Consider the following 12,853-nt stretch of genomic DNA (forward strand, 5'->3'; position numbering starts at 1 on the left):
GCATGGCGAGACGCGCTGCGAAGGCCAAGCCGACGAAGACGCTTGAACAGACCCTCTGGGACGCTGCGGACAAGCTCCGTGGCAACCAGGAGCCGAGCGAGTACAAGCACGTCGTACTCGGGCTGGTGTTCCTTAAGTACGTCTCGGATAGGTTCGTGGAGCGCCGCGAGCAGCTCAAGGTCGAGCTTGCAGCCGACGGCATCAAGCCCGAGAGGATCGAGTCGTTCCTGGACGAGCGCGACGAGTACACCGCTCAGAACGTGTTCTGGGTGCCCGAGCTTGCGCGATGGAGTTACATCCAGTCAGTGGCCAAGCTCCCGGTCATCGGCGAGGACATCGACCAGGCGATGGATCTCATCGAGCGGGAGAACCCCTCCCTGCGAGGCGTGCTCCCACGGAACTACGGGCGAGACGGCCTCGACAAGCGTCGTCTCGGCGAGCTGGTCGACCTTATCGGCTCTATCGGGTTCACAGAGACTGATGACCACGGCGCCGATGACGTACTGGGACGTGTCTACGAGTACTTCCTCGGACAGTTCGCGGGCAAGGAGACCGGCAAAGACGCCGGTGCGTTCTACACGCCGCGCTCGGTCGTCAAGACTCTGGTGGAGATGCTGGAGCCCTACAAGGGCCGCGTCTACGACCCTGCTGCTGGCTCGGGCGGCATGTTCGTCCAGTCGGCCGAGTTCGTGAAGGCCCACGGCGGCAAACGATCCGACATCTCCATCTACGGCCAGGAGTACACCGACACCACCTGGAAACTCGCCAAAATGAACCTCGCACTGCGAGGCATCGAGGCGGACATGGGCTCACACTCGGCGGACTCCTTCACCGAGGATCTGCACCCGGATCTCCGTGCCGACTTCGTGCTCGCTAACCCACCGTTCAATCAAAAGGAGTGGTGGGACCCGCGCCTTGCGGACGATCCCCGCTGGAAGTTTGGAGTTCCACCAGAAGGGAAAGCTGGAAGCAACTTTGCGTGGGTCCAGCACTTCATCTACCACCTCAAGCCGACCGGGACTGCCGGATTTGTTCTCGCGAATGGGGCGTTGTCAGACAAGACCGGGAATAATGCCTCAATCAGGCAACGGCTTCTCGAAGCAGATCTCGTAGATTGCGTCGTCTCTTTACCTGAGAAATTATTCTTCAACACGGGGATATCGGTTTCGCTCTGGCTCGTATCTAAGGCGCGCAACGGGAATGGGCACCGAGAGCGGCGCGGCGAAGTACTGTTTATCGATGCCCGCAGGCTTGGGGATATGGAAAGTCGCAAACTCCGCACCCTCAGCAATGACCACATTGCGGAAATAGCAGGCACCTATCATTCTTGGAGGGATCGAGATGGTGGCTACGAGGACAAGCAGGGGTTCTCCAAAGCTGCGACTCTGAAGGAAATCGAGGACCATGACTTCATTTTAACCCCTGGTCGGTACGTCGGGGATGGGCTTGATGTCGGTGACTACCAGCCGGTTGGTGGCGGGATCGACATTCTCACGAAACAGCTTCTCGACGAATTCGACCGGGGCGCTAGACTCGAGCGAATCGTACGTGAAAAGTTGGAGGGGTTGTCGTGAACCGTCTCCGGATTCCACTTGGTGACGCGCTAGACGAGCTAATTGACCATCGGGGCAAGACCCCCAGGAAGCTCGGCGGAGATTGGCAGACTGAGGGGCATCGCGTGGTTTCTGCGCTCAACATAAAGAATGGTCGAGTTGACTCCAATGACCACCATTATATTTCATCACAGATGTATGATAAATGGATGCGAGTTCCACTTCGCGCAGGCGATGTGCTACTTACGTCCGAGGCACCCGCCGGAGAGGTCGCGTATATTTCCGAGGACGTCGATTGGGCGATCGGACAACGCTTGTTTGCGCTCCGTGGTAAAGCCGGTATCCTCAACGGGCGCTACCTTTCGTACCTCTTAAGGGGTGGGCCCGTCCGGCACCAACTCATGTCGCGCACCACGGGTACCACCGTGGCAGGTATTCGCCAGTCGGAACTCGTGAAGATCAACCTCGACCTGCCTCCATTTGACATCCAAATGGAAGTCGCCGAAACGCTGGGTGCATTCGATGATAAGATAGAATCCAACCGCAGGGAAGTGGCAGTTGGGGAGTCTCTCATCCGCGCTATCGTAGAATCTACTCTCGATTCTTCCGAGGGAAGAGTCGGCGTCCTGAGCGATTACTGCACTCTTGTGAAGGCGCCAGTGAAAGCGGAGATGATAGCCTCAAACGATAACTACTTTGGCCTAGAGCACATGCCTCGAGGATCGATTTTTCTCTCGAGATGGGATAAGGCTGAAGGGCTAGCTAGTAACAAGACGAAGTTTCAACGCGGGGACGTCCTCTTCGGCAAACTACGACCATACTTTAAAAAGGTAGGTATCGCTCCGGTAGATGGCGTGTGCTCGACAGACATTCTGGCTGTTCGACCAAGGGACCCTCGCGATTTGGCCTTGGTGGCCGTCATCGCATCATCCAGTGCGCTGATTGATTCCGTTACGGCTGGAGCTACTGGGACGCGGATGCCTCGCGCTTCGTGGAAAGATCTCGCATCGTGGTCGGTACCGCTCATTACGACCACCGAGCGCGCCGCGTTGTCAGAGCGCACGAGTCCAATGATTGAGCGTCTTGTGCAACTGACCTTCGAATCCCACCGGCTTGCTGCTCTGCGTGACGTGCTCCTCCCGGAGCTGATCTCGGGTCGTATGCGAACGACGGGGGCCGTGTCGTGAGATCGTCCGTATTGAGCCATGCTGACATGCGAATCGTCGAGCAAGTGCTCGACATGGGTGGCGGCTATGTGCTCGACTTCAACAATCGAACCTTCGATGAATTCTTTACTGACCTAGGCGCGGACATTGAGCCTGTGGAGTCGGGGCTCTCGAAGGCAAACCGACTACGAGCGTTCCTTCGTGCTGCTTCAACATCCGATTGCGCCCGGGTCCTCCACGCGCTCCTCGAATACAGGGGTGACATGGAGGGAGACGAGCGACGTGCTTCGATCGGGAAATATCGAGAAATCTTGTCGAGGCTTGAGGGGATCGCCGTTCCCCTGAGTGTGTCACAGGCTACTCCGAGCATCCTCACGGTCGCATACGTCCGTGAACTTTCTGACAAGGCTGAGTCCCGACTTGCAGTAGCGGATTTGGAGGGCGCCATCACGCTTTCTCGAACGCTCGTGGAGGCCGTGCTCGAGCAATTGGAACTACGTTTGACGGGCCAGATAGGCAATTATTCCGGAGATCTCCAGAAACAATACAAAGCAGTCGCGAAAATCTTACGAATCGATGATAGTGATCCGAGAGTCGATGAAGGGTTCAAGCAAATCGCCCGTGGGCTTGTTCAGATCGTCAATGGCCTGGCAGCAATACGGAATATGGCAAGTGACGGACACGCGCGTCACGTGCGGCCTGAAGGTCGGCATGCCCGTGTTTCGGTGAACTCGGCCAGAACCGTTGCAAGCTTTCTCGTCGAGGTTTACGAAGCGAAGAATGCAGCCTCATCGCCGTCCGACGAAACAGGGAGATCTTGATGCGTGATTTCGACGAAAAGTCTGTCGAGCAGGCCGCGCTGGAGTATTTCGCCGAACTCGGCTACCACCGCGTCCATGGGCCCGACATTGCCCCGGGCGAGCCGAGCTCGGAGCGATCTTCATACGAAGACGTCGTGCTTTGGGAACGACTTCGGGACGCACTTCGACGAATTAATCCCGGCACAGACGCCTCGATTATGGATGACGCTCTGAAGGCGGTGCAGCGGGCAGAGTCGCAGAGCTCGATCGATGAGAACGCACGCATGCACCGACTCATCACCGAGGGCGTGCCTGTCGAACATCGCGGTGACGACGGTTTGCTGCGCACGACTCGCCTGTGGCTCGTAGACTTCGACAACCCCGAGAACAACGACTGGGCCGCGGTCAACCAGTTCACGATCATCGAGAGCGGCAAGAACCGTCGCCCTGATGTTCTCGTTATGGTCAACGGTCTCCCGCTCGCTCTGCTCGAGCTGAAGAACCCCGCTGCAGAGCACGCGACGCTGAGGTCAGCATGGAACCAGATCCAGACCTACCGCAAGGACATCCCGTCAGTGTTCGTCCCGAACGCGCTGACGGTGGTCTCCGACGGCACATCCGCGGCGATGAGCAGCTACTCCGGCGCCTTCGAGCACTACGCGCCGTGGAAGACGATCGAAGGGCGGGAGGTCGTCACCAACCGCCCTGCCCTCGAGGTTCTCATCAAGGGTGTCTTCGAACCCACCCGGTTCCTGGACCTCCTGAAGAACTTCATTGTGTTCAGCGGCGAGACCGTCACCGACAAGGCCACCGGCCAGCCGACTCGGGCGCTCGTGAAGCGCGTGGCGAAGTATCACCAGTACTGGGCGGTCAATGCGGCTGTGGAGTCCACGGCCCAGGCGTCAAGCCCTGACGGCGACCGTCGCGGCGGCGTCGTGTGGCACACGCAGGGCTCGGGCAAAAGCTTCGAGATGGTCTTCTTCGCCGCCAAGCTCATGCGCGACGCCCGGATGGCGAACCCGACGCTCGTCTTCATCACTGACCGCAACGATCTCGACGATCAACTGTTTGGAGAGACGTTCGCGCCGGCACTGATCCTGCCCGAGACCCCGGTGCAGGCGATGACACGGTCCGACCTCCGGGCGAAGCTGAGGACAGCCTCAGGCGGCATCGTCTTCACGACGCTGCAGAAGTTTGCGCCGGGCGAGGACGGCGACAATAACCCAGTTCTCACGGACCGCCGAAACGTCGTGGTGATCGCTGACGAGGCCCACCGCAGCCAGTACGGCTTCAACGAGTCCCTGGACCGTCAGGGACGCTTGAAAGCTGGCCTTGCCAAGCACATGCGCGACGCTCTGCCCGGCGCGACCTACCTCGGGTTCACGGGCACGCCCATCGAGTCCACAGACAAGTCCACCAGGTCGGTATTCGGGGACTACATCGACGTGTACGACTTGACCAGAGCTGTTGAGGACGGCGCGACCGTCAAGATCTTCTACGAGTCACGCCTGGCGAAGGTAGGCCTCTCTGAGGGAGACCTTGAGGTTCTGGATACCCTCGCGGAAGAGATCACGGAGACCGTCGAGGAGAGCGCTGCAAGCGCGGCGAAGTCGCGCTGGGCGAGGCTAGAGGCGATCGTCGGTGCGGAAGCAAGGCTCGACCTCGTTGCTCAGGACATCGTCGACCATTGGGAGAAGCGCTGTGAGTCGCTGTTCGGCAAGGGGATGATCGTGACGATGAGCCGCCGGATCGCCGTGCGGCTCTACGAGAAGATCGTCGCGCTTCGCCCTGAGTGGCACTCCGACGATCCGACCCAGGGCAAGATCAAGGTCGTCATGACCGGCTCCGCGGCGGATCCCGCGGAGTTCCAACCGCACATCCACTCCAAGGACGTGCGCAAGGAGCTGAAGCTCCGCGCGAAGAACGCCGACGACCCGCTGGAGCTGGTCATCGTTCGCGACATGTGGCTCACCGGGTTCGATGCACCGTCGATGCACACGATGTACGTGGACAAGTCGATGCAGGGCGCCGGTCTTATGCAGGCGATCGCCCGAGTCAATCGGCGGTTCCGGGACAAGCCCGGTGGCCTCATCGTCGACTACATCGGCTTGTTCGCGAACCTCCAGTCGGCGCTCGCGGACTACTCGCCGAGCGATCAGGATCAAGCAGGCGTTCCGATCGAGCAGATGGTGAACGTGATGCTCGAGAAGCACGACATCGTCCGAGGGCTCCTACATGGCGTGCAGTTCGACTCGTCTCCGGACCTCAGCGCGTCACAGCGGCTCGGCGAGTATGCGAAGGTCCTCGACCGCGTCATGGCAGACCCCGACCGCACGACCCGGTTCAACGACCAGGTGCTCGCTCTCGCGAAGGCCTTTGCGTTGGCAGGCGCGCGGGACGAGGCCGCGGCGATCCGGAACGACGTCCGCTTGTTCACCGACGTTCGCGCAGCGATTCTCAAGGTACAGAACCCCGATTCGGGTCGAGGCGGGTCAGGTGCGGTCGAGATCGATACCGCACTCAGGCAGCTGCTCGACGAGGCTGTCGCCGGGGACAAGGTCGTGGACGTCTACAAGTTGGCAGGCATTGACACCCCAGAGCTGTCGCTCCTCAGCGACGAGTTCCTCGACTCGCTCGCGGTCAAAGAGAAACCGAACCTCCAGATGGGTCTGCTGAGGCGTCTCCTGAACGACGAAATCCGGACTGTGCAGCGGAAGAACATCGTGCAGGGCCGGAAGTACTCAGAGATGCTCAAAGAGGCCGTGAACAAGTACACGAACCGCTCACTCACCACGGCAGAGATCATCGCAGAGCTCGTGAAGCTCGCCAAGCAGATGCGTGACGCCCGGAAGCGGCACGAGGAACTGGGGCTCGGAGAGGACGAAGTGGCGTTCTATGACGCCGTCGCGCAGAACGATGCCGCGGTTCTCGAACTCGGGGACGAGACTCTGAAAGCGATCACGCGCGAGCTGGTGAAGTCCGTCCGACAGTCCGCCACCATCGACTGGAACCTTAAGGAGTCTGTTCTTGCGGCAATGCGGTCGAAGGTGCGAAGGATCCTCGCCAAGTACGACTACCCGCCCGATGCCGAGCAGAAGGCGATCGACCTCGTAATTGAGCAGGCTGAGCTGTTCGCTGAAACAGCCGCGTGACGACCCGCACCTCCGAACTGACTGTCCGGCCTAGATGTAAACGCGATCGCACGGAGCCTGCGGTGCTCGAGGACGGCGGTGCGCACCGCGCTCGAGAGCACGGGTCGCCCGCCGGTGACGAGGTAACCCTCCCTCCTCGCGCTCAGATCACTCAGAGACCCGGGGGCGAACATTCTCTCTTAAACCAAGTCGTGATCCGCGGACTATTGAATCCGAGAATTAGGAGGTCCGGCGAGCCGCATGATGCGCTGTAAAGGCACCGATAGTCGTGAAGAATAGAAGCGCAAAAGCGCTCGCCAGGGCCCACGCGGCAATCTCGTCATCTGTGCTCGAGAAGAATACGAGGCCCGCGGCACCAAGAAGGCATGAAACACCCCCAAGCAACGAAGGGATCGCTGCAGCGCGGTGACCACGCGCCCACGCGCTCCTCGATGCAGCGACCGAGGGCAATCGATAACCGAACCAGTAATTTGGTGGAACGGAGCCGGTTGCGCCCATCGCCGCGAGTGTAACGAACGAAACTCCCAACAACGCAAAAAGTATACCAACAACGATGCTGACCACAATTCACCTCCCGATACATAAAAGCACTGTATCGCAATTTTTTGGATAAGGGCGCGACCACAAGCGACTACACCTACGACCGGGCCTGGCCGTCGCCAACGGCGCGAGTTCGTGGAACGGGAAATCGGTTTAGCGCAGCACGGACAGTGCTAACTCCTTGATCAGTGATGGTGACACTGGCTACGATACCGATCATGATAAGACCAAAGGACCACAAACCGAGGACCGCAATAAAGGCTCCGTGAAGGATTATGCAGACCACCAATCCCGCGATGCGTACGCGCGGAGCAGTGAACAGCAGAATAGCGATAGACACCTCAAGGAGAATCGGCATCCAAGAAAGCAAAAGCGTCACAAATGGAATCTCGCTAGCGACTAGGAGGGGTTCGAATAGGGTCCCCTTGACGCCGAACATAGGGTCGCGGAAAATGTAGTACAAGGCTGTACCCTGGGCCCAGGCGGAAACTGTTACCTTCGCGATAGCGGCCTGGACGTAAATCCAGGCGACTTGAATCCTTAAGACCTTGCTGAATCCCCATGCGATCGGATTGAGCCAGCTGATCGCTGGATTTACACGGAATTGCCAATGGTTGAAGCGGGTGTCGGCCAGGCTGATAAACATTAGTATCAACGTCGCGGCCTGGGCGGCCGATTCTCCGCCATCAGGCAGCGAAATGGAGGCATTTACGCTAAGCGAGATCCAGAAGTGGATGATTCCAAGGATTCGCGGAAAGTACCCAGCCACAATCGTGCACAAAATGGCACACACGACCCAAGCGGTGACCTGATGTGGGATTCCGAAACGATCGCCAACACAGAATGCGCCAACGCTTGCTGAGAGGCGGCCACAGTCCGGAAAGGGCTTGTACCCGGTCAAGGGAGCGAAATATGCCTCAACCGGTGTGATAGCCAACATGGAGAGCTGACCAAGAGCAATAATCGAGCGCGCTATTCCGCTGTATCGAACCACTGGCAACACGCCGGACATCTCGGCGAGAGCAGTTTGGTACCACCTGTTTATCACGTATCCCCGTTATCCTTGTCGATGCATTCAACATGGACCCGAGCTAATCCCTTTGCTAAGTAATCGTCGGGCTTAAAGAACTCGCGATACGACCAATCAACTGGTTTGGCTTGCGCAAGTACCACGTCTCCGCAGAGCGTCGGCGTCGGAGAAGAATCAGTCAGCCGTACTGCAGAGTTTGCGCTATCCGGATCGATAGCGCAGTCATCAACAGTGTCCCCCTCGACGCACGTGAACCAATCAGAGGATCTTAATTGGTCAGTGACTTGGGACAACTCGGGGCCTTGTGCACGCTGCGCGCGCGAAAGCCCGAACATGTTACCAGGTTTGGCCTGAGGGGTCGCCATTATCGACCTTAGTCCGTCAGGCGTCTCCCGGTACGCCAGAACCTGATCACCATCTGGAGGCTTCGTAAAGAACGCCCAACCTTGCGGCCATACTTCCAGACTTTTCAACCACTTCGTGTTGGTTCCACTGCGGTCGAGAACTACGTTACTGGGAAGGGAAATGAATACAGTACTCAACAAGGCTACTAACGCTATGGCGAAACTCCCAAAGCCCAGGGCGGCGCGTAGCGCGCCCTTTCTGCCTGTGACTGAGTGACCGACCGCTTCTCTGACCTCGAGCACGTTCACGAATTAAGGGCCTTCGTGAAGGCTGAGACTGTCTCCTTTTTCTCTAGCGTGAGATCAGAGTACTCGCCGTTCTCGTCAGGCAGGTAGCTCACGGCGCCTGGAACTACCGCAATCACCGCCACAGCCAGGGTCGCAACGGCAGCATTTGCGTACACGACGGCATTGACTAGAACAGCGGCATTCGCAGCCGCAGCAACGTTAAGCCCGACCTTGACATTCGCCTTTCCGGAACTCTTGGCGACCGCGTCAGGAGCCATGGTGTCCGAGGTGTCGAGTCCGTAGACGTCGGTAAGGAGACCGTAGAAGGTCTTAGTGAAAGCCTTCAGGGCCCCTTCAACCTTCAGAGGATTTCCCGACGTTAGCCGTTCGACGATTTGGCTTCTGAAATCGGGATCGTATTCGAGATAATCGGTGACGATCTTTTTCAACGCATCTTTGTCGGCGTGCGGCTTGTCGCCAGAGAATCCAAGCTGTTCAACCAATTCTGGATGGTCGTCGGCAATTTGCCCGCTTCCGTCGAGCAAGAGCTTCAAGAATTCTTCGTCTGAATAATTGCTTGTTGCCTGACTCAGCGAGGGGGTGTCGGGGTGATCCTGGTCTTCGGCGACGGCGGGGAGCGTGCCGAAGCTCGCGATGGCGATACTTCCTGCGAGGGCAGCAGGCGCAAAGCGAGTGGCGATCTTATTAATCATGGTGTACGTACCACGCATCTCGTGTAGATGGGTTGGTGCGCTCCGGGGCGAGGAGGAACGCTCGGGGAGACTCCATCAGATCACATGAAACGGACGCGTGGTGCTGATGGAGGCGGTACCTTAGTCCCGATGTCACGCGTTGGAGGGTGAGGGTATCTACTGGCTGGCACTAAAGTTCTAACCCCTGGATCTAAGCTTCGTGAGCGCCGGTGCGCGCGGCTCATTACCACATTAGGGGGTGTCATGCAAGAGCGCGGTCCTCGACGGAGTCTACGACGGGCGGGGTGTCCGCGCTGTTGGCTCAAGGAGTACAACTGCTCCTGGGCGAGGGATAAGAACGCCCGGACGATTGTTGGCGAATGCAAGCAACGGCGCACCTAGACAAGATCATGTTATGGAAGTTGCCTCGAACGGTGGTGATCCCGAGACCGATGAAGAGCTCACCTGGAACAAGGTGGCTGTGCCGTCCGACGCGTCGGAGTGGGTCGTAGCCGAAATGGCTGTGCGAAGCAGTGTTGGGGTTCCACGTCGGCACTTCGCATGACTAGGCAGACACGATCTGCCCTCCGCCGAGACGTCAGAAGACTGCCTTCTGCAACATCTAGTCGTTCAGGTCATTGAACGGGTCGACGATGGTGTGCACTCCATGCACAGGGCAGCGGAATGCGATGCGCATGCCGACGCCGGTCCCTAGAGGTTCCGGCGCGCAGTCCTTGCCGCATTCGCTGCAGGTGCGGTACCACTCGTCTTCACGACCGAACGGATCACGCATCTGAACCTGCTGTCGGTTGCTTCCATTCGATGCTGATCGTCTCGGGAGCCTCGTCGATTGTCGTGACTCGGCGCCCATTGCCTACCCGATGGATCACGACGGTCATCAGGGTCTCCACAACTGCGCGCCGTCGAGCGAGAGTCGTGGAGTCGGATTCCCACCACGCGCGTGCGCCGTCACCGCTCAGAGCATCGGCGAGCGGGTCTGCACCGACGAGAGCGGCGATCTGCTCGTCGACTGCTCGGAGCTCCTCAGCAAGTTCGTCCAGTCCAGTGTCAAGAGCAGTTTTCGAGATCCGCCCCTTGACGAACATGGATGCGAGGGTCTCGTCCCGACTCTGAAGCTCTGCACGACGGGCAGTGAGAACTCCGAGGTCGGGGCCGTCACTCTTAGGGATCAGGAGGTCGTGAGCATCTGGGCGCGACAGCCGCTCGATGCAGACTTCCTTGACGAACTCGTCGATCATCGCTCCCTTGCGGACGAAGTGACCAGTTACGCAACGGTATACAGCGTGGTACTGCTTTGGGGACAACCCCGAGCCGTCAACGCGAGGAGTCGGATGGGTGGCGGCGCGGGCTGATCGCACAGGACCTCCGCAGACGCCGCAAACGGCGAGGCCGGAGAGGAGCCACTTCCGTGCCGTGCCGCTGTGCACCGGCTTGACGCCGACGAGCCTTCCCCGCGCGGCTAGAAGCTTGTCCACGTCGACGATCGCCGGCCAAGCTCCAGGGGTGCACTCCGTGATGTCGACCTTGGCCATGTCGTCCTGCCCCTCGGGCTGCACAGGGGGTAGCAGACCCGCAAGGTGAGGGTTGATCAAGAGGCGCCGGATCGTTGGCGAGTGCCAGCGGGCCCCGTTCCGAGTCTTGTAGCCATCCGCATTCAGGTCGCTCGCGATCTGCCCGAGGGTCGCCCCGGCAAGGAACTCGTCGAAGACTCGGTGGATGACGCCAGCTTCTTCTGCATCGACGCGATACCGAGTGCCATGAGCGTCTCGGTCTGGCGCGTGCACCCAGCGGTAGCCATAGGGAGTGCGACCCGACGTCGGGTGTCCTGCCTTGCGGCGCTCCAAGGCGAACCTCTTCGCCCGGGCGGCCTTTTGACGTACTTCGCGCTCGGCGAAGACAACGGATACCTTGAGAAACGTGTCGTCGTAGAGGGTGTCGACGCTCTCGCGAATCGAGATCACCCGGATGCTTCGTCGGGGTGGGAGGACCTCAAGCAGGTCTTCGATCCGGCGCGTGAGCCGAGAGGACTCAGTGACGATGAGAGCGTCGAGAGCACCGCCGTCGAACGCGGTTAGCATCCGGTGCCAGTCCGTCTTCTCTCCGCGCTGCTTCGACCCGCTGACGTCGTTGTCTGCGAACTGTGCGACGACCCGCCATCCACGTCGATGGGCTTCTTTCAGGCAGTCTTCGAGCTGCTGATGGATGCCCTGGTCGACGTCCTCGGACTGCCGGGCGTAGACCGCTGCTCGGAGAGGTGCTGCTGAGGGACTGTTCACGGCCCCACGATACACAAGTACGTCCTAGACAGTCGTAGGTGGCGGCCTGCGGCTTCGCGGCCGTGCTGGTGCTGCTGCTGAAGTCCGGCGAGGTGCGGGAGCTGCTGATGAACATCATCACCTCGGCGCTCTCGCTGGGGCAGTGACCGCCCGCTCCCCCGCCCCGCCCGCGCAGTGCGCGCAGGCCGACGAGGCATCCCGGCAGGCCCCTTCCCGGGCCGGCCGGGGCGCCCGTCGCCCGCGGCCGGGCACCTGCCGCCCGCGGCCCCTCCGCCGTGCACTGCGCGGCGGCACCGGCTCGGTGACGGCGGAGACAGCGATCGTGCTGCCCGTCGTCGTGCTGATGGTGCTCGTGATCCTCGTGGCCGGCGTCGGGATCGGCGCGCAGGTGCAGCTCGAGTCCGCGGCCCGCGGTGCGGCCCGCGAGCTCGCACGCGGACAGAGCGAGGGAGAGGCCGTACAGAGCGCTCAGCGGATCGCGGGCGACGGCGCGCAGGTGAGCATCGGATCCGACGGTGCGTGGGTGCAGGTGACGGTGACGCGCTCGGTGGGTGCCCGCAGCGGCCTGCTCTCCGGCGCGAGCTGGGACCTCAGCGGCTCGGCCCAGGCGCGCCGGGAACCCCATCTGGTGGGCGACGGGCAGGGAGGGGGCGCGCCATGACGCCGCCACGCACGCGGGCGGAGGCACGGGAGGACGCGCGGGAGCACGCGAGGGAGGAGGGCTCGGCGCCCGCGAGCGTGCTCGCCTACATCGGGGCGATGACGGCGGTGCTGGGCGCGGTCGTCGTCATCGGGCAGGGACTGCTCGCGCTCGCGGCCGCGGACACCGCCGCGGACCTCGCCGCGCTCGCGGGCGCCGATGCGCTCGCCGTCGGCACCAGCGCGCCGTGCGCCATCGCCTCCGAGGCGGCCGTCCGCAACGGCGCGAGCCTGCTCTCGTGCACCGTCGCCGGTCAGGACGTGGTCGTCGAGGTCAGCACGCCCGCCGGGG

12 protein-coding genes and 1 pseudogene are annotated in these 12,853 nt (G+C 60.7%); 7 read left to right on the top strand and 6 right to left on the bottom strand.

Annotation, left to right across the window (positions count from 1 at the left end; all coding sequences use genetic code 11):
• Window positions 1–2: 2 nt before the first annotated feature.
• From I8D64_RS11710 to I8D64_RS11725, 4 genes are read left to right on the top strand one after another with little or no spacing between them, the layout of a single operon-like run.
• Window positions 3–1,574 carry a type I restriction-modification system subunit M gene (locus tag I8D64_RS11710; RefSeq protein ID WP_200502945.1) on the top strand — a complete coding sequence of 524 codons (1,572 nt, stop codon included), beginning with the start codon at window positions 3–5 and terminating at the stop codon, window positions 1,572–1,574.
• Window positions 1,571–2,740, top strand: a complete 1,170-nt coding sequence (locus tag I8D64_RS11715; RefSeq protein ID WP_200502950.1) for a restriction endonuclease subunit S — start codon at window positions 1,571–1,573, stop codon at window positions 2,738–2,740. Before I8D64_RS11710 ends, I8D64_RS11715 begins: the two co-directional genes overlap by 4 nt.
• Before the next feature lie 26 nt (window positions 2,741–2,766).
• On the top strand, window positions 2,767–3,540 hold the full coding sequence (locus tag I8D64_RS11720) for an abortive infection family protein (protein ID WP_200502952.1): 774 nt from the start codon (window positions 2,767–2,769) through the stop codon (window positions 3,538–3,540).
• A complete protein-coding gene (locus tag I8D64_RS11725; RefSeq protein ID WP_200502954.1) occupies window positions 3,540–6,671 on the top strand; it encodes a type I restriction endonuclease subunit R in 3,132 nt (1,043 codons plus the stop codon). Before I8D64_RS11720 ends, I8D64_RS11725 begins: the two co-directional genes overlap by 1 nt.
• A 219-nt stretch (window positions 6,672–6,890) precedes the next feature.
• Here I8D64_RS11725 and I8D64_RS17935 read toward each other — a convergent pair whose 3' ends face one another.
• The 6 genes from I8D64_RS17935 to I8D64_RS11750 form a co-directional block, all read right to left on the bottom strand.
• Complete coding sequence (locus tag I8D64_RS17935) at window positions 6,891–7,169, bottom strand: SdpI family protein (protein WP_425490307.1); 279 nt, start codon at window positions 7,167–7,169, stop codon at window positions 6,891–6,893.
• Window positions 7,170–7,308: 139 nt separating this feature from the next.
• Window positions 7,309–8,223: a hypothetical protein gene (locus tag I8D64_RS11735; protein WP_200502956.1), complete on the bottom strand. Its 915-nt coding sequence runs from the start codon at window positions 8,221–8,223 to the stop codon at window positions 7,309–7,311.
• A 32-nt stretch (window positions 8,224–8,255) separates the two neighbouring features.
• Complete coding sequence (locus I8D64_RS11740; protein ID WP_200502957.1) at window positions 8,256–8,894, bottom strand: SdpA family antimicrobial peptide system protein; 639 nt, start codon at window positions 8,892–8,894, stop codon at window positions 8,256–8,258.
• Entirely contained in the window at window positions 8,891–9,586 is a 696-nt protein-coding gene (locus tag I8D64_RS11745) for a sporulation delaying protein family toxin (protein ID WP_200502958.1), read from the bottom strand. Before I8D64_RS11745 ends, I8D64_RS11740 begins: the two co-directional genes overlap by 4 nt.
• 601 nt (window positions 9,587–10,187) lie before the next feature.
• Window positions 10,188–10,358 (bottom strand): hypothetical protein, encoded by a 171-nt coding sequence (locus I8D64_RS17035; RefSeq protein ID WP_214651210.1) that lies wholly within the window; start codon window positions 10,356–10,358, stop codon window positions 10,188–10,190.
• Window positions 10,351–11,862, bottom strand: coding sequence for a recombinase family protein (locus tag I8D64_RS11750; protein ID WP_200502959.1), 1,512 nt, complete (start codon window positions 11,860–11,862; stop codon window positions 10,351–10,353). Before I8D64_RS11750 ends, I8D64_RS17035 begins: the two co-directional genes overlap by 8 nt.
• Window positions 11,863–11,900: 38 nt before the next feature.
• Here I8D64_RS11750 and I8D64_RS17400 point away from each other — a divergent pair, with 38 nt between their 5' ends.
• The 3 genes and pseudogenes from I8D64_RS17400 to I8D64_RS17405 form a co-directional block, all read left to right on the top strand.
• Window positions 11,901–12,008: a DUF4244 domain-containing protein gene (locus I8D64_RS17400; RefSeq protein ID WP_343068555.1), complete on the top strand. Its 108-nt coding sequence runs from the start codon at window positions 11,901–11,903 to the stop codon at window positions 12,006–12,008.
• A gap of 155 nt (window positions 12,009–12,163) precedes the next feature.
• Window positions 12,164–12,523 (top strand): TadE family type IV pilus minor pilin, encoded by a 360-nt coding sequence (locus I8D64_RS11760; protein WP_343068556.1) that lies wholly within the window; start codon window positions 12,164–12,166, stop codon window positions 12,521–12,523.
• 98 nt (window positions 12,524–12,621) lie between these two features.
• Window positions 12,622–12,831 (top strand): annotated as a pseudogene (locus I8D64_RS17405) (Rv3654c family TadE-like protein); the annotation flags it as partial.
• Window positions 12,832–12,853: the final 22 nt, after the last annotated feature.

Origin of the sequence: Brachybacterium halotolerans, from assembly GCF_016623465.1 — a bacterium.
Taxonomy (GTDB): Bacteria; Actinomycetota; Actinomycetes; order Actinomycetales; family Dermabacteraceae; genus Brachybacterium; species Brachybacterium halotolerans.

What these genes read in the sequence shown, in the direction of transcription:
- I8D64_RS11710 (WP_200502945.1), top strand. Translation starts at nt 3, where the DNA reads ATGGCGAGACGCGCTGCGAAGGCCAAGCCGACGAAGACGCTTGAACAG.
- I8D64_RS11720 (WP_200502952.1), top strand. Translation starts at nt 2,767, where the DNA reads ATGCGAATCGTCGAGCAAGTGCTCGACATGGGTGGCGGCTATGTGCTC.
- I8D64_RS11725 (WP_200502954.1), top strand. Translation starts at nt 3,540, where the DNA reads ATGCGTGATTTCGACGAAAAGTCTGTCGAGCAGGCCGCGCTGGAGTAT.
- I8D64_RS17935 (WP_425490307.1), bottom strand. Translation starts at nt 7,169, where the DNA reads ATGGGCGCAACCGGCTCCGTTCCACCAAATTACTGGTTCGGTTATCGA.
- I8D64_RS11735 (WP_200502956.1), bottom strand. Translation starts at nt 8,223, where the DNA reads ATGTCCGGCGTGTTGCCAGTGGTTCGATACAGCGGAATAGCGCGCTCG.
- I8D64_RS11745 (WP_200502958.1), bottom strand. Translation starts at nt 9,586, where the DNA reads ATGATTAATAAGATCGCCACTCGCTTTGCGCCTGCTGCCCTCGCAGGA.
- I8D64_RS17035 (WP_214651210.1), bottom strand. Translation starts at nt 10,358, where the DNA reads ATGCGTGATCCGTTCGGTCGTGAAGACGAGTGGTACCGCACCTGCAGC.